Origin of the sequence: Cytobacillus sp. FSL R7-0696, from assembly GCF_038006865.1 — a bacterium.
GTDB lineage: Bacteria > Bacillota > Bacilli > Bacillales > Cytobacillaceae > Cytobacillus > Cytobacillus kochii.
In genome coordinates this window covers 3,906,521-3,925,383 of the sequence record NZ_JBBOWA010000001.1, presented here as the reverse complement: position 1 = coordinate 3,925,383, position 18,863 = coordinate 3,906,521, and the positions used below count along the sequence as shown (strand labels likewise).

Genomic DNA, 18,863 nt, shown 5'->3' with positions numbered 1-18,863 from the left:
CCTTTATGTTCATTTTTGTTAGTACGTACGACTGGTGTTTGCACGAAAAGTACTTGGAGAGCACTTCATGTTTTGATTAAAGACTTTATTAAAATATTGTTGATTACGATAACCACATTCTTTCGCAATTATTTTAATAGGAAGATTTGTTTCCGTCAATTGCTGGGTCGCTTTTTTTATACGACGCATCGTAACGATTTCTCTAAAAGATTGCTTATAATACTTCGTTAATAAGGAGCTAATATAGCTTGTATTACGATTAAATTTGGCAGCAATCATATCTAAGCTTATCTCTTTCTCATGATAATGTTCTTCTAGATAATGATATATTTGCTTGGCTAACTTCTCGGACTTCGAGTCTATTTGCATGTCTGTATCTATTAAACTAGCTATCAGCTTGATCATTTCTTCTATTACTCGATAGATAAGTGGTGAGTATAGAATCGTTTGGAATAATGCTTGATATTTTTCTTCCTTTTGTTTATCAATTAAATGCCTTGAAATCATGTATCTCCTAATTTGTGCCAAAATACTCGTTAACCTAATTCTAATAATAGCTGGATCAGGGTAAGGCGAAGTTAGACTTAAAAATTGCTCATACAGCCATGTTTTGATTGCTTTTATATTCCCTCGCCGTAAATAATCAATCCAAAACTCCTGCTCTTTTGGTGTTAAAAAAGGGTCAATACTCACCCATTCGTTTGATGACCATGGAATAAGCTTATTTAGACCAGTGTAAAAAGAAAGCTCCATTCGTTGCTTAATCTTACCGTATTGTGATTGCAGTAAACCTGTATCATTTGTATTTCCTTCGGCTAAAATAATCGCTTCATTTGATTCTTTTTCCCATCCACGAATAAAGGTATGGCATTTTCTTAAAAGATCTTGGTCATTCTCCTCGACAAGGCATAAAATCATCTCAGGTAAAAGAAATACTTTTTTGACATTTGCCCATGAATGACCCATTACATATGTATATAACTTAAATATTCCATTTGGATGAATAGTTCTCATTCCTATGACCTTTACATGATGGGCTTGATCTTTTTGCAGTAAGGTTCGTTCTTCAGTATTGTCTTCTGCTATTTGCGCATGGTTCAGGCTTTTGCTATGCATACGATAAAGCACCTGCAGTGATCGAAGCACATCCTCAGGAGACACAGGTTTTACTAATAAATCACTCACTCCTATTTCAATGGCTTTCTTTGCTTGATCAAAAGTAGGTTCAATGGTGATGGCTAAAATTTTTATGTTTAAGATAGGCACAAGCTGTTTTATTTTCTTATATCCCACTGAATCGAACATTTCCATTTCCAACAATAAGAGATCCGGACTTTGTTTTTCCATGGTTGTGAATACTTCATTTGTAGATGATCTTATTTCAATTTGCCAAGTAGGATATACGGTTTTAATTAACCATTTTAATCCCTCTGCATCGATGTTATCTCGATCAGCAATCAAAATTTTATACATTCCATCATCTCCTTTTTATTATGTTAGCTTAAAATGCAAAAGTAAACAATTTTGAAAAAAAAGATAAAAATGAGACAAGTTCTGTTGTTCAACCTGCATACATATGAAGTACAACCTAATAATGAGGAGAGATAGAATGAAGTTTCTAATTATTACAAAGCAAACGATAATCACTGTTTTATTATTAATTGCCCTTATTGCATCTGCTTCGGTATGGCTTATATCAAAAAATGGGAGTTTAGCGGTGTTTGGGGATACGACAGAAACAACAAGAGAGATTGAAATGGTAACAACAGAATATAAAACAACAATGGAAAATGGAGAAGAAATGGAAGTCTATCGCTGGGATCCAGGAACTGTATTTTTAGAGGTCGGAGAAAAGGTTAATTTAAACATACTAGGTGTGATGGGTAAGGAACATTCCTTTTATGTAGAGGGAACTGATATTAAAGGCGTGGTTCAAAAAGGAGAAGAAACTAAAGTACCTCTCCAATTTGACGAAAAAGGTACCTATCAACTCATCTGCCATAACCATTCTCAAGAGGAAGATCACGGAAAAATGATTGCTTACATTGTTGTACAATGATTATAGTTGTCTCTAAGAATGTTGAATATAGAAAATAGCCACTGAATAATGACGCGAACAAATTGAACATACTTTTGATTTGTTCGTGTTTCTATTATAATCTCCTTTAGGCATCCCCCCATTTTATTCCACAGTACATCGTTTGGAAAAATAAAAAATGATAAACAACGACTCTATTTTCTTATAATTAAATTTTCGGGAGGGACAAAGGTGTCTAAAGATATGGTTTTTCTTTTTGGTGCGATCGTATCTATGATTGGTGATTGGGTTTCTGTCTCCAGCGAACCTATAAAGCCTACAAAAGGGATACACAGCCTTTATTATATTTATCAGTATTCTTTTTTCAAGAATTTATGCGATAATCAATTCAATACTGTAAACGACTCGTTAAAGAGCGCTAAAACATAGCCTAAAAAAACACAATTAGGTAATCGCAATAGGCTTCATAAAAAAACTGCCGTAACTTGTACGACAGTAGAATTCCCTTCTATATTATTATTTTGAAATAAACATTTGTGTCCAATAGTGACCGTAAGAACCGCCTGTAACATAGCCAACACCAATCTCAGTGAACTGACTCGATAAGATATTCTTACGGTGTCCATCGCTATTCATCCATGCTGTTACAACAGCTTGTGCACTTGTTTGGCCAGCTGCAATGTTTTCCCCTGCTGCATGGTATGTTAGACCAAAATCTTTTATCATTTGAAAAGGTGTGCCATATGTAGGAGATTGATGACTAAAGTAACGATGATCGATCATGTCTTGAGATTTAAAGCGTGCCACTCGCGCGAGCTCCCAATTTTCTTTTAATGGTTTTAAGCCCACTTTAGCGCGCTCTTCGTTTACAAGCTGAACGACTTGAGATTCCATTGATAATGTCGCTTGAGCAGTGGATGGAATTTGAACTGTTTGACCAGGGTAAATGAGGTTAGGATTACCAATTTGTTTATTAGCTTGAATAATCTCCTGCACCCCTACTTGATACTTCACCGCTATTTTCCACATTGTATCTCCGGATTGCACTGTATGTACGGTTTGAGCACTTGCTATATTTTTTATTCCAAAGACAAGAGTAACAGTTAACAAAAATAAGGATAAGTATTTAGTTGTTTTTTTCATATTCATATTAAACCAAAACCTATTAAACTATTATAGCGGTAATTGTTGCCTACATTGGGTAAAAGAAGCTTAGATAGTATATGAAAGGTAATACTGGAAAAATCATTACCTATAAATTTAAAATTAATTACTTTTTTACACCCTTAAAAAATTTATTGAACAATGGTGTAGGGAATTTGCCTTTGTTCTCGTCTATTCTTATGATAATGTAAGTTACTTGATAGAATCAGATGACAGCAATAGGAAAAATGATTATAATGGAGTAATGACATTAGAAACTGATAGAATAGAAAGGTATTGAGAGATGAACGAAATCAATATTAGTTTATTTAGAGGAATAAATGACCTAGGCTTTGAATATCCAGATTTGAACCCAATAATTGTTTTTATTGCCGAATATACCGTGATATTATTAGCCTTCATTACTTTGATGTATTGGTTTACACGTAAAACAAAACATCGTTATATGGTGATGACGGCAGGATTCACATTTATTTTAGCTGAAATTATTGGTAAGTTCGTTGTTAGCAAACTTCACTTTAACTACCAACCTTTTGTTGAATTGGATAATGTCAATCAGCTTATAGATAAAGCGGCAAATAATTCTTTTCCAAGTGATCATACGATATTATTCTTTTCATTTTGTATCGTCTTTTGGTTATTTGATAAGAAAAATGTATTGTGGCCCATTCTTGCTGTATTAGTAGGGATTTCACGAATATGGGTTGGTGTTCATTATCCATTTGATGTGATAACAGGGGCACTCATTGCCATCATTTGTGCGATTATCATGTATAACCTTATAGGTAGAATGCAATTGTTCACGACACTTTTAGAAGTATACGAAAAAATAGAAGAAAAAGTATGGCCAAGAAAAAATAAAGGTAGACATTTAAATCGATAGAAGCGGGATGGATCTTTTTTAGATCCATTCTTTTTTTCCTTTCTGTTAATGAATAAAAATAAGGGGCGATTATGTAGCATTTGCTCAATTATTTAGCGAAAATGCACAATGAATCGGTGAAAACGACTTGTACTCTGTATTCATTCAGGTTTTCTATTTGAAGTCCGTTTTGGCTCGACTTTTACCTTCGTTTTATCTTCGAGATATGTTAACACTGTCTACTTATTTAGTTGTTTATTAGCTTTTAATTTAGTAGATTGGTTAACCCCCCTAATCATGTTGGTTAATTATACTTACCTGTAAAAAAACAGACTGCTAACTAGCAGTCTGCCTACAACATTATTTCCACCAATCGTCATGCATAGATGCTGGCATTTGTCTTTTATGTTCCGTTATAATATACCTTTGCTCAATTTTCTTGGCAGCTTCCGCACTGACTTCTTTTCCTTCTAAATAGTCATCAAGCTCATCATAAGTAATTCCTAGTTCTGTCTCATCAGCTTGTCCTGGCGTGTGATCAAGTAAATCTGCTGTCGGTACCTTCATATAGATGCTCTCTTCTGCACCTAGTTCTTTTAATAGAGCTTTACCTTGTCGCTTAGATAACCCTGCTAGTGGCAATAAGTCTGCTCCTCCATCACCGTACTTTGTATAAAATCCTGTAACTGCTTCTGCAGCGTGGTCCGTACCAATTACTAAAAGACCCATTTCTCCACCGAAAATATATTGCGCAATCATACGTGTTCTTGCTTTCACATTTCCTTTATGGAAATCTTTTAGCTCAGCAATATCGGCCACTTCATTATATACTTTTTGAATCTCATCGACTGGTGATTTCACATTATAAACATATGTTTCATCCGGTTGAATAAATTGCAATGCTTTTTGTGCGTCATCTTCATCATGCTGTTCTCCGTATGGTAATCGAATCGCCACGAACTTGGCTTCATATCCTTCCGCCCGTAATTCTTCTACTGCTATCTGTGCTAATCGTCCGGCTAGTGAAGAATCTTGACCACCACTTATACCCAATACAAATCCTTTTGCACGCGCCTGCTTGACATAATTTTTTAAAAAATTGATTCGTTCAATGATCTCTTCTTTTGGATCAATCAATGATTTGACATTTAAAGCAGCGCGAATCTTATCTTGTATGGACATCATTACTCATCCTTTCATCAAGCTTTAGCATTTAGGCTATCTTTAATTTTTTTCTTTATTGAATCAATCAGTTCTATTTTGTTATTCCAGCAATTTGGACTTAAATCTACAGGATATTCTTCCGGATTTAATGACCTTCTATACTCATGCCATAATAGAGATAGGTTTTCTTTCACGTATCCTTGTATCTCTTGAAGACTAGGCATTTCATAAACTAATTGTCCATCCGTAAAAATGTCCTGATGTAAGTCTTTCGCTTCGAAATTGGTGACAAACTTACTAATATAGGTGTGGACAGGGTGGAACATTTTTAAACGTTCTTCTTCTTTAGGGTTTTCACTCTCAAGAGCGATATAATCACCCTCTGATTTGTGATTTTCCCTATTTATTATTCGATAAACACGTTTCAAACCTGGCGTTGTTACTTTTTCTGGATTCCCACTAATTTTAATTGTATCTTCCATTTCCCCTGCTTCATTTTCTATAGATACCATTTTATACACAGCACCCAGTGCAGGTTGGTCATAACCTGTAATCAACTTTGTCCCAATACCCCAAGAATCAATTTTGGCACCTTGTGCTTTAAGATTCATAATTGTATATTCATCTAAATCGTTAGAAGCAACAATTTTTGTGTGAGTAAATCCAGCTTCATCTAACATTTTTCTAGCTTCTTTAGATAAATAAGCTAAGTCCCCACTATCAATTCGAATACCGACAAAATTAATACGATCTCCTAACTCTTTTGCTACCTTAATAGCCGTTGGTACACCAGAACGAAGCGTATCATATGTATCAACAAGGAAAGTACAATCTTTATGTGTTTGTGCATATTTATGGAAAGCGATATATTCATTTTTATATGCTTGTACAAGTGAGTGAGCATGTGTCCCAGCTACTGGGATATTAAACATTTTACCAGCACGCGTATTTGACGTAGCCCCAAACCCGCCAATTACAGCTGCTCTTGCTCCCCAAACACCGGCATCCATTTCTTGGGCTCTACGGGAACCGAACTCCATTGCCACACCATCATCTAACACTTCCATAATCCGTGCAGCTTTCGTAGCAATTAATGTTTGAAAGTTGATGATATTTAATAATGCTGTTTCTATTAATTGCGCTTGAGCAAGCGGTGCTTCAATTCGTACAATTGGTTCGTTGGCAAAAACCAGCTCTCCTTCAATCATTGAACGAATATTACCTGTAAAACGCAAATCCGCTAAATAAGCAAGAAACGCTTCTGGATAGTGTAATTCATCTCGCAAATAGGCAATATCACTCTTAGAAAATTCGAACCCTTGCAGGTAATCAATGATGCGCTCAAGACCAGCGAACACGCCATAGCCATTCCCAAAAGGTAGTTTCCTAAAATAAATATCAAAAACCGCTTTTCTATCATGGATACCATCTTGCCAATAGGTTTGTGCCATATTAATTTGATATAAGTCTGTGTGTAATGCCATGCTGTCATCTGGATATGGCTTGTTCATACTATTTTATACCCCTTTTTCGTTATTTAACTATTGCATTCAGAGAACCACTAAAATGTTCGAGTGCCCATTTATGACCTATTTCGTTAAAACTTGCTGTGGCTCTTTCATAGACAACCATTGAAAACCCTTTGTTATAGGCATCTACAGCAGTGTGTAACACACATATATCTGTACAAACACCAACTAAATGCAATTCGTTAATGTTTCGTTCTCTTAATAAAAGTTCTAAATTCGTCCCGCAGAACGCACTGTACCTTGTTTTATCTAACCACTTTACATGCTCTAAACCCTTATTTTCCTCATAAACTTGTTTTAAATTACCATATAGCTCTCTACCCACTGTGCCGTTTATATTATGAGGCGGGTATAGACTTGTTTCAGGATGAAAATGATCATTTTCTTCATGTCTATCGATAGCCAAGATCGTTAAATCCCCATTTTTGATAAAATCAGCGGTTATTCTTACAATTTCATCTTCAATAGCAATTGCCGGTTCTCCACAAGGTAATGCTCCGTTAACAAAATCATTGGTATAATCGATATTAATCAAAGCCCTTGCCACTAGTATCTCCCCCGTTATCTTTCTTGGTATCGACCTGTATATATAGGTTTCACTACTTCGACTTCATTAAACCTATATAATTGCGTTGCTTTTTTTGACGTTCTTTGCGTGGTTTTACCCTCAACCTTTTCTATAAAAGGGAGTGATTTAATTTTTCTAGCAAATGCTTGCTCATTTAGTATAGCGGGATCTTTTGTAACTGTTGATAATACGGCTTGTAATTCTGAATATGTAAATTCATCTTGTAATAAATTTTTTGCGGCTGTTGTTTGTAACAGCTCTTTTTTTATTACGCTCAGTGCATCACAAATAATCTGTCGGTGATCAAATGCAAGTTCTAATTGCAGGACATCATGAATATTCACTAATTTAACGGCAGATGCGTCATCATTTGCATTCATTTCCCTTAAGTCATCCTCAGAGATAATTGCATAATGTGCGTTAGATATAATCCACCCTCTATTATCTCGACCAGGTTCATCGTATATACCAAAATGCTTCATATGCACACAATCAATCCCAGTTTCCTCTTTTAATTCCCTAACAGCTGCTTGTAAGGCATTTTCATGAACGCCAACAAAGCCACCTGGCAGCGCCCATTTCCCTCCCTCTGTATTTAACTCCCCTTCTGCATTCCACTTAGCTCTTTCAATTAACAAAAGGTTTAAGCTCATATCGGGTGGAGTAAATGGTTTAGATTCTTCTGTTACGATGGTAAAAACAGCAATATCTGCTGTATAGCCATCTGGTGTTCGATATTTTTTAGTCATAAGGTAATTGCCCCACCACCATGAATTAATTAACAACTTGATAATTGTTAATTATATTTTACCCTACTTTAAAGAAAGTTCAACTCTAATGATTCATTTGAATGCAGGAGTTTTCTTTTTTCCTAAAGAATATATGAGAGGAGGAATAATACTTTTTTTGAAAGGAAAGAAAACATGATTGAAAATGTCTCGAATCACATACAAACAGTACGTTTATTAACAATCCAATCACTTGAGAAAATAAATCCAGCATTCATTTCGACTGTACCAAAAGGATTTAATAATAATATTCACTGGAATTTCGGTCATATCGCTTATATACAGGAGAGACTTGTATTTGAACTAACAGGAGAGCGAATGGGGATTCCAAGTGAGTATGAAACATTTTTTGCTGCAGGTACTGCACCACATCTTTGGCAAGGCAATCCGCCATCTATTTTAGAAATCAAAGATGTATTACAGGAACAGACAGAGAGAGTCATTTCCGTTGCCAAAAACAAATTTACTAAAACATTGCCCACTCCATTCACCAATAAAATGGGGATTACTTTTCAAACGGTTGGCGAATGTATCCTTTTTTCTACCTTTCATGAAGGGATGCATTTAGAAACAATTAAAAGAATATATAAAAGCACGAAAAATAAGTAAACCACAAACAAAACATAGTTGACATAAAAAACCCGCCAAATTATAATGTAAACTATATTATACATAAGGTTAACATTATAAATGAGGTGAAAGATTTGACGAAAGAACAATTACGATTAAGGTCGCTCCTTACGACAGCATTATTCGCAGCTATTATTGGGATTATGGCACAATTAATTATCCCATTGCCACTTGTCCCAATTACTGGACAAACATTAGCCATTGGATTAGCAGCCGTCATTTTAGGATCGAAATATGGCACTTTTTCCGTACTCTTATATTTAGCCCTAGGTTGTGCTGGCGTGCCCGTTTTTGCAGAGTTTTCTGCAGGTTTCTCAGTTATTGTCGGACCGACTGGTGGCTATTTAATTAGCTATATACCAGTAGTATGGATTATGGCTAAATACCTTGAGAAAACAAAATTCACATTTGCACATGCGCTTACAGCAAATATCATAGGTATGTTTATTACGTTAATTATTGGAACGGCGTGGTTAAAGTGGATGGCTGACTTAAGTTGGACCGCAGCCTTTCTGTCAGGGTTCGCTCCATTTATTATCGGTGGTTTTATTAAAGCGTTGATGGCAGCATGGATTGGATTGCTAGTTAGAAAACGACTCATTAGTGCTCGATTACTTTTTACGAATCAATTATCAACGAAGGCAGTCGATAAAAGCGCCTCTTAATGATATATTCTTTTTTAAAAGTGAACGAATGCGCATACATCTAAATTGTGTGCGCATTTCACTTTTCAATATTATATTCTTACATTCCTTCTATTATATATACATTGGATTTGAGTACCGAAATTGGTCTTCGTCCATTTCACACTCCTAAGCTTACTTCTTTCTCTTTGATATTTTTCTATCTCCATAATCACATCTATCCATATGATTGATTAAGACCGCCCGATTTAAGCCCTCTGATCTCTAGTCTAGCCAACTTTTTATATTTGCCCTCATACCAGTATGCATGCAGTTTAAATTGAAATAGTCGATTTTTTTTATTACTTCCTTAGCTGAAAAAATTTTTTGTTTTTAAATGTCCACATAGAGTAGTCAAAACAACCGGTGTACCAACTACCGCAGGAATAAAGTAATAGCTCAGGCGATAAAACATTAATACCATAAATGTTAATTCTGCTGGTATTCCGTGAGATTCAAAACCGATTAGAATAACTAAATCAAACGAACCAATTCCCCCAGGTAACATACTTATTATGCCAGCACAAGCAGCTACAATGACAATTGGGAAAACAGAAAATAAAGAAAAATTGACACCGACTATATTTAAAATACCCCAAATACAAATAACGACAAAGATCCATTCAAAAACAGAGATCATTAATAGTTCCGTTATAAACTCCCTCTTGATAGGCAAACTTTGCAGTTTTCGTTTAATAAAATAGACAAAAAGCAGTAGAGGGGTATAAAGCGCCACAATCCAAATAGCAAGATGAGCTAATCTCAATTCTGAGAAAAGTTCAGATCCATTAAATAACACAATCCAAGACAAGATGGATAAACCACAAAGATAAAATAATGACAGTTTAGCGATTACCTTAATATATGGGATATTATTGTCTAAGTAGGGGCGGTAATAAACCGTTCTTAATGTTGCGCCGGCTACTCCGCCAAACCCAATTAAGTTTGAGTAAGCATTTGCAGATAACGAATACCCTAACAGTTTTTGCATCGGAATTTTGACCTGTAGTAATCGATTTAAAATAACATCATAAAAAAACATTGGAGACAAACAAATTAACCCTAGAATAATAATGAAAAAAATTCGCCAAAATGAAAGCTCATCCAAATAATGCTCAAGTAAAGCCCAGTTGAAATCTTTAAAGAATTTATTTGCTTCCATTATTACAATGAGCAAAATAATACATGGCATAACATATTTTATTACTTGAATTAATTTTTGATTAGAAAAAATTGACACGATGATTCACCTTATTCACTACTTTTACAACCATTTTCATTCCCCTTTTGTTTCGATCCTATTAAATATGTATTCAATACTTGTCCATAAATGAACAACCGATTTATGGAAACATTATTAAGCCTAACATGAAAAGGGCTATACCGCCTATATAAGTGACAAAAAAATATATAAATGCCATCTTTTGTTTCTTCACAATTAATTCCACCATCTCCAACTGAACAGATGAAAAAGTTGTAAACGCCCCCAAAAGACCAACTACAAGTAAAGCTGATACATTTTCCCAATGTAGAAAATGAACAACCACACCCATTAAGAAACAACCAAGTAAATTAACGATCACCGTTCCATAGGGAAAGAGTGAGTTGGTTTTGCTATTGATCAACGTTGATAAGGAGAAACGGGCTATTGCACCAAAAAATCCACCTATCATCACATAAAGTATTTCACTCATTTGTTCCCCTCACCTCTTTACGTTTACCATAAACAACACCAAGATAGGCCATCACTAAACCTAGTGCGATATTAAATAAGATATATATAAAAGCTTGAATGATAAATCCATTTTCAACTAATAAAACGGTATCCGCACTAACAGTCGATAATGTGGTAAATGAGCCAATTACCCCTACAGTGATTGCTTGTTTAAGATTAGGATCAATAGGCAATGTGATGGACGATAAATAACCGAGAATAAAGGCACCAAACACATTGATTATTAAAATATCTAAAGGAAACGCACTCTGCCAAAACCGTCCGATGACAATTGTGATAGCAAACCGCATGCTTGCGCCTATCATCCCGCCAATTCCAATATATAGATACTTCATCCTTGACCTCCTTGCTCCAAAAAAATTGTTTATGCATACTATCGATAAAATGAGCCAAGCTAACAGTGTAAGAAAAAAAGAAAGGGTGTTAAAAGATGAAAGGTACAATCATTGCTGTTGCTCTTTCAAGTTCTCTACTATTAACAGCTTGTGGCATGAATAATGGACAAGATACGAACGACACTGCTTATAGAGCACCAGATATGCATGACCCCGCTAAAGTTGGATATGAAAGAAATGGTGACAATGATAGACCAAGTATTGACAACAATATTCATACTCGTAATGTCGATTATGATGGGACACAACATTCAATGAGGTTTGCCGATAAAACAGCAGATAATATTACACAAATGGACGAAGTTAAAAGAGCAAGGGTTTTACTTACTGACGACAATGCCTATGTGGCAGCAACCTTAGCAAATGGTAATGAATTTACACAAGATCTAGAAAAGAAAATTGCTGATCAAGTAAAATCATCTGACCAGAACATTGATGATGTCTATGTATCAGTAAACCCTGATTTCTACAACCGTATGGACACATATGCAAAAGATGTTCGCAATGGAAAACCAATTGAAGGCTTCTTCGATGAATTTAGTGAAACAGTGAAACGAATGTTTCCTAATCATGAATAATGGTCAATCTGTGGTCTGGTAGGGAAATATCCCTATCAGTCCTATTTAATCCTGACTTCACTTGACTAAGCGATTATTGTATAAAAAATAAAAGTAAAGAAGTTAATTTATAACATTACAGATTTTGTAAGTGTTAATTATAACAATCATTTCCACTCGATGCTTTCCTCTATGATCCCAATATAAATCTCTTGCTCCAACCTGCATGCATCCTCAAAGGTACATTTTACATATATTATGAACTTAGCTATTTTTTTGCACACGAAAAAGCTGTCAGTCAATCTGACAGCTTTTTGCCTTAAACTTCTTTAAAATAGTCTTTATAAAAACCACTAACTTTACCAGAGTTGTCAACGATGAAGAAAAACTCTTCTGTTTCATTTTTCACATCATAGATTTTTCCTTCAGTTAAAGCACGATTAACAATATATTTCGCTGCATTCGTATGTACACATTTTACCTTTTTTAACGTGTCACTTTCATGCCATGTTTGATGAATCATTTTTGCCACTCCTTATGTGTTCTCTTATACAGTGTAAAAAAATTAAATGTGTTCTGCAAGCTGTATAGTGATTTTTTTCTATTTGTGATGGTAAATACTCATTTGAAACGTGTTTTTATAGAAATACTTTTTGTAAAAAAGAAATTTTTTCTTTTTCACAAGTATACATTTCACTTGTGAAAAAATCTTTAAATGTTATATATAGTATATCACAAATATAATCGATTCTAATCATTTCCAAGTATTGATAATGTTGCTTATCATAAACAATCTCAAAGAAGCATGTTTTCGTCAATTGTTTCATTTAGACGACCTTCTTTCATCTTTGGTGACATTGTTATATACCACCAAAGTAGCTTATAGTAAACTTCTTTGTTTAATTCACGACTCCAAGCTTATTTATCTCTTCTTTTAAATGCTGAACATATTGATAACTGAGTCTCCCTTCAGCTGCACGCAAAATCTCCCTCGCATAAAAGGATGGTGGAGAAGACTGGGGATTTTTATCATAAACATGGAAGGTTAACACATCTTTATATATTGCCCCTTCAATTGTCAGATTAACAAAAGTCGGTCGGTAGTGACCAACAGTGACTCCTTCTCTTTTGAATAAATAATCTATTGCTTCTATCGGTAATTGATAAACAATACCTTCTGTTTCACCAGAACCTTCAATGATGTCCGCTCGATTCCCATCTGGTGCATAGAAATAATAGCCCATTTGATAGCCTTTTAACACACCTATACCAACGACATTTTTAAAAAAATGGTCAACTCCAGCTTTCATAAATCTTTCTGTATCCATACAAGACCCATAAGCAAAATAGTAAAAAGTCTTTGGGGAATTCTTTTGCAGGTTGTATACCTTCCAGTCTGAAACTTTAATTGCTTCTTGCTGTAGAACTTCAGCGGGGGAAACATAAATAAAACCTTGTCGCACTCCTAAATCCGTATGTACGTGTACTTTTTTTCTTACAGATAAGGAATGCTTGTCACCTTTTACATACCCTTCTAAAACATCAATTGCCTCTAAATGTTCGGCACTTAAAACGTATAATTCTCCATATACTTTTTCAGCTAGTTTATCTGACAATTCGACTCTCGGATAACCATCACCCGTATCAAACATGACTCCATTTACCCAAGCTTGTTCGGCCATTAAACGAGCTTCAGTTAAATAATCATGATGGATCTCATTTTTTCGTAATGTACCATACACAAAGAGGTGAATCGTTGCCATACCCATAAATGCGCTCCTTTATTGTCACTATAGTAATATACTTATTCTTCCTCCTCCTACAATATTCAACAATTTGAAAGTGATTCCCTCTTTATTAACAATTTTTTACCATATTTTTACCTTAACTAAATATCACCAATATCGAATAGAGCTAGGAATATGGGTGAATAAGAGACAAGGCAAATGATTGCCTTGTCTCTTGCTCTTTACTCTCCACTTTTTATATTTGATCTCCTCTTTTCACTCTTCATTTCTGGGCAGTAATGGATTGAATCGCTTGTTCCTTTAATTTGAATTTTTGTATTTTACCAGAAGCAGTCATTGGATATTCTTTCGTAAAAGTAATATGTTTAGGTATTTTATGCTTAGATATTTTGTCTTTACAATATTCTTTAATTTCTTCAGCCGTAATGTTGGCATGATCTCTTAAAATAATCCATGCCATTACCTCTTCACCGTATATCTCATCCGGAACACCTACAACTTGAACATCTAAAATATCTGGATGACTATAGAGAAATTCTTCAATTTCTCTAGGGTATACGTTTTCTCCACCTCTTATAATCATATCTTTCAGACGACCTGTTATTTTACAATAACCATTTTCATCCATAATAGCTAAATCACCAGTGTGCAACCATCCCTCTTTGTCGATAGCTTGTTCTGTCGCTTCGGGATTGTTATAATAACCTTTCATAACATGATATCCTTTTGTGCAGAGTTCCCCTTGAGTACCAATTGGCACTTCATTTGCTGTCCCAGGTTCAACAATTTTCACTTCAACTTCTGGCAATGCTCGGCCAACTGATTCTACGCGTAAATTAATAGGATCATCAGTGCGTGTTTGTGTAATAACTGGTGAAGATTCCGTTTGACCATAACAAATTGTAATCTCTTCAATACCCATTTTTTCAATCACAGCCTTCATTACTTCAATCGGACAATTGGATCCAGCCATCACACCTGTTCGCAATGATTGTAAATTATATTTTGTGAAATTTTTGCTATTGATTTCAGCTATAAACATTGTTGGCACTCCATGAAGGGCCGTACATTTTTCTTGTTCAACCGTTTGTAAAACGGTATCAGGATGAAATTCCTGTACAGGTACCATCGTTGCCCCAACTGACACACAAGCCAAGGTGCCAATGACACAACCAAAGCAATGGAAGAATGGTACAGGAATACATAGTCGATCATCTTTTGTGAGCTTCATACAAGCGGCAATATTTAATGCGTTATTCACGACATTACTATGTGTGAGCATTACGCCTTTCGGAAATCCAGTTGTGCCTGAGGTATACTGCATGTTAATAACATCATCCGGCTGAAGTGAAAGCAAACGCTCATTTAAAGCCTCGTCACTACATCCTTCACCAAGAGCTACAACATCTTCCCAACTGTAGGTGCCAGCAAAGCGCTTCTCTCCTAACACGATGACGTTTTTTAGAAAGGGAAGCTTGCGACATCTTAACTGGCCCGGCTGCGATGTTTTTAATTCTGGTGCGATTTTATAGAGAATATCAATATATGATTGGTCGCGGTATTTTTCCATTAAAATAATAGTGGTGGCATCAGATTGTTGTAATAAATATTCAAGTTCAGCAGCTTGATAATTCGTATTGACAGTTACTAACACAGATCCGGTTTTACCTGTTGCAAACTGAGCACTTACCCATTCAGGGGTATTAGAAGCCCAAATCGCTACATGTTCTCCTTTTTCTAAACCGAGTTTCATGAAACCTTTAGCAACTGTACGACAATACTCATTAAAGCTATGATATGTGTACCTCAAACCTCTATCTGCATAGACTAATGCTTCATGATTAGGATATTCTTCTGCTCTTTTTTCTAATAAATCGCCAATCGTTATATTTAATAATTCAGACAATTCTTTTCCTCCTCAGAAAATTATGATTGAAACGCTTTCATTTATTCTTATGTAAAATTCGAATGTATCATTTTAGTACTTATCATATTAAAGTACAGTACAAAATGAACCAACCCAGGTTTGTAAATTCATATTCCGATGGTGCTTTATGTCCAACAGTTAAAAACAAATGTAGATTTCTATTCTAATAAAAATAAAAAAGCTCGAATATTTATATATTCGAACCTCCTCGTATTATTTCCTTTATTTTTTTCTTACCATTATATAAAAGTTTGTACTTTTTCTTTGAAAATGGTGTTGAATAATAAAACCGAGTTTTTCATAAAGATGGATGGCTCGTTGATTAAATGAAGCCACTGTTAACCTTATTGGGGTATTTGGAAAAAGCCTTTCTATTTCCATAAGAATCTTGGTTAAAAAACTGCTTCCCAATCCCTTTCCTGTTAAATCCGGTCTCATTCCAATGCCAATATCAATGCAATCATCTAGATATAGATGACTGCTTTTCACCGGTACTCTTGCTGATTCACCGTAACAAAAGAAACCAATCATTTCTTCCTGTTTATATATACAAAAGTAGTTTCCCGTTAGCCATTCTTGTTTACTGTCTTCTGTTTGAGCGTGATTATAAAAATCGTAAGGAGGTGGATATGTCCATGAACTGAGGATGACTGCCTCGTATTCTTTTACTTTATTAAACCTGGTAGTTTCCATATCATTTTCCTCCAGTTTATCGTTATTAAAATAATCTCAACTCATATACAAGTTCTTCTTGGCGAGTGTCTTCAAACCACTCTTTTCCTAATAACGTAAACCCTAATTTTTCCACGATTCTTATGGATGCTTCGTTTTTTGGGTCACATGAGGCTTGAATATATTTTACTTTTTTATGTCTTTTAGCTAATTTGATACAACCTGTAATAGCTTCTGTCGCATAGCCTTTATGCCAATACGATTTTCTGAAATGGGCAATTAATTCAATTCGTTTCACTGATGCATCAATATTAAATCCAGCCGCTCCAATAATTTCATTGCTTTTCTTATCTTTTAAACTATATACCGATAGGCCGTATTCTTTATGACAGTCTTCATACCATTTGACGATTTTAGGAATCTTGACGGAAGCAACTGCTCCTCCACTTCTGGCCATTACTTCCTGACTGCCCCAAATTTCATTCATTTGCTTAATATACTCTTTTTTAAATACAAAGAATGACATTCGTTTCGTTTCATATATGTGCATGTGACACCCCTCTTTCTATAACGAATGATAAGAAGAGCCAAAGAGTTGTATTGTTTCCTCGTTCTTCAAAAAAGGTTGTAATGTGATATGAACGGGACGGTTCTTATTCGCGTATTTTTTGTTATATGCTGCAAACTCAAAGGATACGTCTGCAATCATAACGTTTGTACCGGGTTGTTTTCCTTGAAACAACTCACGCCATTCTGCAGCTGTTTCTTCAGGTGACTCTACAATATACTTAATGTCCTTTATTTTTGTATGGATAAGTTGTTGATCTATCATACCTAATGATTTGAATTCTTCATATCTCGTATGGTCATCTTGTTGCCATTGAATAAAAAAAGGAAAAGGCACTTCTCGTTTTGCTTGCAAAAATAGCATCTTCCATTTAATCATTTGCCCATCTGCCCTCATCCGTTCACCAGGAAAGATCGGATAGGTTTTATATCCCTTTTCATTTAATTCTTGCTTTAACACCTCAATATTTTCTGTGCGAAAACATACTTGACCTAACCCCTCAAAAGTAGCTAAATCCTGTACAGCTTGTTGTACTAAAGGGTTATCTGATTGCATAGCAGTTGCTTTATTTTCTATTGCTAAAAATTCTATATAAGATGAGTTTAAGTACAATAAACTATTATATGTTCCCCATTTTTCATGCCTACCACCCTGAACCGCTTTTATATTCATAACAGATAAGTAATCGATAATCTCTTGCGGATTTCGTTTAATAAAATGAACGATATGATCAAGTTGCATTGAAGGATACCCCTTTCATCAAAAGAAAATTCATCCAACTTTACCTTAGCTAAGATTAGTTTACCATAACTTTTCTACTTATCTATGAATGTTTTTCACTCAACTTTTACTTCTTAAATGAATTGTGTGTCCTTTATAAACATTTTACATTTCCTTAACAATTAAAATTTTTATACATTTCTCCTTTTCAAAACAGGGGATAACGTTTACAATAAATAAAAGAATATTCAATCCTTTACCTAGGAGGTATGTATCAAATGAAGATAATGAGTAATGAACAGTTGGTCGTCTCGTATCGTGATGCATTAAAGTCAGGTTCTGAAAAGGAATGGATTCGGATACTTAAAGATGAAATTCAAAAGCGGGGATTAAAACCATTTAAAGAGTAAAGCATAAGGCGAGCAAATAGTTGCTCGCCTTTTTATTTTAATCCTTTCGGTAACGCGGAAGATATCCATCACATTTTAATTATCGTTGCTTTATTTCCTTTGTTGTTTGAATTTCATTATTTTGTAGTATCTGTTTATAGTCCATATCAGAAATAACACCTAGCTTTTTGAACAGTACGGAATATTTCAATATCCTATTTTTCCTTCCTCTCATGGTAATCACTCCTGCTTTTCTATCATAATATGCATTTTATCAATAAAGTTTCCTTCATGCAACATTTTTATATTTCTAAAAATCTTTTTATCAAGTGCATATCCCTTACTATTTCCTAAAGTGCTTGAAATGATGATTAATAGTGAGGAATACATGATCTTTTTTTAATGCAACAATAAATGGGATGAGTAGCATGTGGATGAATGATATAGGAAAATGTGAATATTATTTGTTACCACTCGTACTTTTTCTGAACCTGTTCATGTTTGATGAAACTCACTCGTTTTCTCCTCAGACCTAGCGTAGTTCATGTGTAAAAAAAGTTAGTAATTTGCTTTATTTTTGACTTCTTTCCTAAAAGACATGTTCATGAGTGATGATCTTATGCTCGTTGACACCATATTTGTTTTACTGCTAAAGGGCTATGGCTCTTGCTTTTGTGACAGGTTCAAGCTTTGATTTCTTCTCTTTTAGAGGAATATGCCCCTTTT

Annotated in this window: 24 protein-coding genes; 7 read left to right on the top strand and 17 right to left on the bottom strand. The window is 34.8% G+C overall.

The features are described from left to right. Nucleotides 1–18: 18 nt before the first annotated feature. Nucleotides 19–1,473 (bottom strand): helix-turn-helix domain-containing protein, encoded by a 1,455-nt coding sequence (locus tag MKX29_RS20125; protein WP_341107305.1) that lies wholly within the window; start codon nucleotides 1,471–1,473, stop codon nucleotides 19–21. Nucleotides 1,474–1,609: 136 nt separating this feature from the next. Here MKX29_RS20125 and MKX29_RS20120 point away from each other — a divergent pair, with 136 nt between their 5' ends. Together MKX29_RS20120 and MKX29_RS20115 are read left to right on the top strand one after the other, a co-directional pair. Beyond that, nucleotides 1,610–2,059, top strand: a complete 450-nt coding sequence (locus MKX29_RS20120) for a cupredoxin domain-containing protein (protein WP_251161689.1) — start codon at nucleotides 1,610–1,612, stop codon at nucleotides 2,057–2,059. A gap of 210 nt (nucleotides 2,060–2,269) precedes the next feature. Further along, nucleotides 2,270–2,467: a hypothetical protein gene (locus tag MKX29_RS20115; protein ID WP_341107303.1), complete on the top strand. Its 198-nt coding sequence runs from the start codon at nucleotides 2,270–2,272 to the stop codon at nucleotides 2,465–2,467. A gap of 87 nt (nucleotides 2,468–2,554) precedes the next feature. On the opposite strand, the gene safA is transcribed toward MKX29_RS20115, so the two are convergent. Continuing rightward, on the bottom strand, nucleotides 2,555–3,181 hold the full coding sequence (gene safA / locus MKX29_RS20110; protein ID WP_281202880.1) for a SafA/ExsA family spore coat assembly protein: 627 nt from the start codon (nucleotides 3,179–3,181) through the stop codon (nucleotides 2,555–2,557). Between the two features lie 304 nt (nucleotides 3,182–3,485). Between safA and MKX29_RS20105 the strand changes: the two genes are divergently transcribed. Then, nucleotides 3,486–4,085, top strand: a complete 600-nt coding sequence (locus tag MKX29_RS20105) for an undecaprenyl-diphosphatase (protein ID WP_341107301.1) — start codon at nucleotides 3,486–3,488, stop codon at nucleotides 4,083–4,085. A gap of 339 nt (nucleotides 4,086–4,424) precedes the next feature. On the opposite strand, the gene nadE is transcribed toward MKX29_RS20105, so the two are convergent. From nadE to MKX29_RS20085, 4 genes are read right to left on the bottom strand one after another with little or no spacing between them, the layout of a single operon-like run. Beyond that, a complete protein-coding gene (nadE, locus tag MKX29_RS20100; RefSeq protein WP_341107299.1) occupies nucleotides 4,425–5,246 on the bottom strand; it encodes an ammonia-dependent NAD(+) synthetase in 822 nt (273 codons plus the stop codon). A gap of 17 nt (nucleotides 5,247–5,263) precedes the next feature. Next, complete coding sequence (locus MKX29_RS20095; protein ID WP_341107297.1) at nucleotides 5,264–6,739, bottom strand: nicotinate phosphoribosyltransferase; 1,476 nt, start codon at nucleotides 6,737–6,739, stop codon at nucleotides 5,264–5,266. A gap of 22 nt (nucleotides 6,740–6,761) precedes the next feature. Continuing rightward, nucleotides 6,762–7,304, bottom strand: coding sequence for a cysteine hydrolase family protein (locus MKX29_RS20090; RefSeq protein ID WP_289433881.1), 543 nt, complete (start codon nucleotides 7,302–7,304; stop codon nucleotides 6,762–6,764). 14 nt (nucleotides 7,305–7,318) lie between these two features. Next, nucleotides 7,319–8,074, bottom strand: a complete 756-nt coding sequence (locus tag MKX29_RS20085) for an NUDIX hydrolase (protein WP_224936606.1) — start codon at nucleotides 8,072–8,074, stop codon at nucleotides 7,319–7,321. Nucleotides 8,075–8,248: 174 nt separating this feature from the next. Between MKX29_RS20085 and MKX29_RS20080 the strand changes: the two genes are divergently transcribed. Both MKX29_RS20080 and MKX29_RS20075 read left to right on the top strand, forming a co-directional pair. Further along, the gene (locus MKX29_RS20080) at nucleotides 8,249–8,722 is read left to right on the top strand and encodes a DinB family protein (protein ID WP_224936607.1); all 474 of its coding nucleotides are present in this window, start codon (nucleotides 8,249–8,251) and stop codon (nucleotides 8,720–8,722) included. A gap of 95 nt (nucleotides 8,723–8,817) precedes the next feature. Continuing rightward, the gene (locus tag MKX29_RS20075) at nucleotides 8,818–9,408 is read left to right on the top strand and encodes a biotin transporter BioY (protein ID WP_224936608.1); all 591 of its coding nucleotides are present in this window, start codon (nucleotides 8,818–8,820) and stop codon (nucleotides 9,406–9,408) included. Nucleotides 9,409–9,736: 328 nt separating this feature from the next. Here MKX29_RS20075 and MKX29_RS20070 read toward each other — a convergent pair whose 3' ends face one another. From MKX29_RS20070 to crcB, 3 genes are all read right to left on the bottom strand, one after another. After that, nucleotides 9,737–10,666 (bottom strand): lysylphosphatidylglycerol synthase domain-containing protein, encoded by a 930-nt coding sequence (locus MKX29_RS20070; protein ID WP_224936609.1) that lies wholly within the window; start codon nucleotides 10,664–10,666, stop codon nucleotides 9,737–9,739. A 103-nt stretch (nucleotides 10,667–10,769) separates the two neighbouring features. After that, on the bottom strand, nucleotides 10,770–11,120 hold the full coding sequence (locus MKX29_RS20065; RefSeq protein WP_224936610.1) for a fluoride efflux transporter FluC: 351 nt from the start codon (nucleotides 11,118–11,120) through the stop codon (nucleotides 10,770–10,772). Further along, nucleotides 11,113–11,496 (bottom strand): fluoride efflux transporter CrcB, encoded by a 384-nt coding sequence (crcB, locus tag MKX29_RS20060; RefSeq protein WP_224936611.1) that lies wholly within the window; start codon nucleotides 11,494–11,496, stop codon nucleotides 11,113–11,115. Before crcB ends, MKX29_RS20065 begins: the two co-directional genes overlap by 8 nt. Before the next feature lie 95 nt (nucleotides 11,497–11,591). On the opposite strand from crcB, the gene MKX29_RS20055 reads away from it, so the two are divergent. Beyond that, entirely contained in the window at nucleotides 11,592–12,134 is a 543-nt protein-coding gene (locus MKX29_RS20055) for a YhcN/YlaJ family sporulation lipoprotein (protein WP_224936612.1), read from the top strand. Between the two features lie 298 nt (nucleotides 12,135–12,432). Here the strand turns inward: MKX29_RS20055 and MKX29_RS20050 are convergent, their stop codons facing one another. From MKX29_RS20050 to MKX29_RS20020, 7 genes are all read right to left on the bottom strand, one after another. Further along, entirely contained in the window at nucleotides 12,433–12,636 is a 204-nt protein-coding gene (locus MKX29_RS20050; RefSeq protein ID WP_095373136.1) for a DUF6501 family protein, read from the bottom strand. Nucleotides 12,637–12,751: 115 nt separating this feature from the next. After that, the gene (locus MKX29_RS20045) at nucleotides 12,752–12,940 is read right to left on the bottom strand and encodes a hypothetical protein (RefSeq protein ID WP_341107290.1); all 189 of its coding nucleotides are present in this window, start codon (nucleotides 12,938–12,940) and stop codon (nucleotides 12,752–12,754) included. A 72-nt stretch (nucleotides 12,941–13,012) separates the two neighbouring features. Further along, a complete protein-coding gene (locus tag MKX29_RS20040; RefSeq protein ID WP_341107286.1) occupies nucleotides 13,013–13,882 on the bottom strand; it encodes a gamma-glutamylcyclotransferase in 870 nt (289 codons plus the stop codon). Nucleotides 13,883–14,123: 241 nt separating this feature from the next. Then, nucleotides 14,124–15,767 carry an AMP-binding protein gene (locus tag MKX29_RS20035; protein WP_341107283.1) on the bottom strand — a complete coding sequence of 548 codons (1,644 nt, stop codon included), beginning with the start codon at nucleotides 15,765–15,767 and terminating at the stop codon, nucleotides 14,124–14,126. Between the two features lie 243 nt (nucleotides 15,768–16,010). After that, nucleotides 16,011–16,481, bottom strand: a complete 471-nt coding sequence (locus tag MKX29_RS20030) for a GNAT family N-acetyltransferase (protein ID WP_341107281.1) — start codon at nucleotides 16,479–16,481, stop codon at nucleotides 16,011–16,013. Between the two features lie 25 nt (nucleotides 16,482–16,506). Further along, nucleotides 16,507–17,010, bottom strand: coding sequence for a GNAT family N-acetyltransferase (locus MKX29_RS20025; protein ID WP_341107279.1), 504 nt, complete (start codon nucleotides 17,008–17,010; stop codon nucleotides 16,507–16,509). Nucleotides 17,011–17,025: 15 nt separating this feature from the next. Then, entirely contained in the window at nucleotides 17,026–17,769 is a 744-nt protein-coding gene (locus tag MKX29_RS20020; protein WP_341107276.1) for a VOC family protein, read from the bottom strand. A gap of 257 nt (nucleotides 17,770–18,026) precedes the next feature. On the opposite strand from MKX29_RS20020, the gene sda reads away from it, so the two are divergent. Continuing rightward, on the top strand, nucleotides 18,027–18,158 hold the full coding sequence (sda, locus tag MKX29_RS20015; RefSeq protein WP_095373130.1) for a sporulation histidine kinase inhibitor Sda: 132 nt from the start codon (nucleotides 18,027–18,029) through the stop codon (nucleotides 18,156–18,158). A gap of 79 nt (nucleotides 18,159–18,237) precedes the next feature. On the opposite strand, the gene MKX29_RS20010 is transcribed toward sda, so the two are convergent. After that, complete coding sequence (locus tag MKX29_RS20010; RefSeq protein ID WP_263624168.1) at nucleotides 18,238–18,372, bottom strand: hypothetical protein; 135 nt, start codon at nucleotides 18,370–18,372, stop codon at nucleotides 18,238–18,240. Between the last annotated feature and the right edge of the window lie 491 nt (nucleotides 18,373–18,863).

Coding starts and splice junctions, on each gene's coding strand:
- safA (WP_281202880.1), bottom strand. CDS start 3,181: ATGAAAAAAACAACTAAATACTTATCCTTATTTTTGTTAACTGTTACT.
- MKX29_RS20085 (WP_224936606.1), bottom strand. CDS start 8,074: ATGACTAAAAAATATCGAACACCAGATGGCTATACAGCAGATATTGCT.
- MKX29_RS20105 (WP_341107301.1), top strand. CDS start 3,486: ATGAACGAAATCAATATTAGTTTATTTAGAGGAATAAATGACCTAGGC.
- MKX29_RS20125 (WP_341107305.1), bottom strand. CDS start 1,473: ATGTATAAAATTTTGATTGCTGATCGAGATAACATCGATGCAGAGGGA.
- MKX29_RS20120 (WP_251161689.1), top strand. CDS start 1,610: ATGAAGTTTCTAATTATTACAAAGCAAACGATAATCACTGTTTTATTA.
- MKX29_RS20065 (WP_224936610.1), bottom strand. CDS start 11,120: ATGAGTGAAATACTTTATGTGATGATAGGTGGATTTTTTGGTGCAATA.
- MKX29_RS20055 (WP_224936612.1), top strand. CDS start 11,592: ATGAAAGGTACAATCATTGCTGTTGCTCTTTCAAGTTCTCTACTATTA.
- MKX29_RS20095 (WP_341107297.1), bottom strand. CDS start 6,739: ATGAACAAGCCATATCCAGATGACAGCATGGCATTACACACAGACTTA.
- MKX29_RS20045 (WP_341107290.1), bottom strand. CDS start 12,940: ATGAAACAATTGACGAAAACATGCTTCTTTGAGATTGTTTATGATAAG.
- sda (WP_095373130.1), top strand. CDS start 18,027: ATGAAGATAATGAGTAATGAACAGTTGGTCGTCTCGTATCGTGATGCA.
- nadE (WP_341107299.1), bottom strand. CDS start 5,246: ATGTCCATACAAGATAAGATTCGCGCTGCTTTAAATGTCAAATCATTG.
- MKX29_RS20050 (WP_095373136.1), bottom strand. CDS start 12,636: ATGATTCATCAAACATGGCATGAAAGTGACACGTTAAAAAAGGTAAAA.
- MKX29_RS20010 (WP_263624168.1), bottom strand. CDS start 18,372: ATGAGAGGAAGGAAAAATAGGATATTGAAATATTCCGTACTGTTCAAA.
- MKX29_RS20020 (WP_341107276.1), bottom strand. CDS start 17,769: ATGCAACTTGATCATATCGTTCATTTTATTAAACGAAATCCGCAAGAG.
- MKX29_RS20040 (WP_341107286.1), bottom strand. CDS start 13,882: ATGGGTATGGCAACGATTCACCTCTTTGTGTATGGTACATTACGAAAA.
- MKX29_RS20025 (WP_341107279.1), bottom strand. CDS start 17,010: ATGCACATATATGAAACGAAACGAATGTCATTCTTTGTATTTAAAAAA.
- MKX29_RS20030 (WP_341107281.1), bottom strand. CDS start 16,481: ATGGAAACTACCAGGTTTAATAAAGTAAAAGAATACGAGGCAGTCATC.
- crcB (WP_224936611.1), bottom strand. CDS start 11,496: ATGAAGTATCTATATATTGGAATTGGCGGGATGATAGGCGCAAGCATG.
- MKX29_RS20080 (WP_224936607.1), top strand. CDS start 8,249: ATGATTGAAAATGTCTCGAATCACATACAAACAGTACGTTTATTAACA.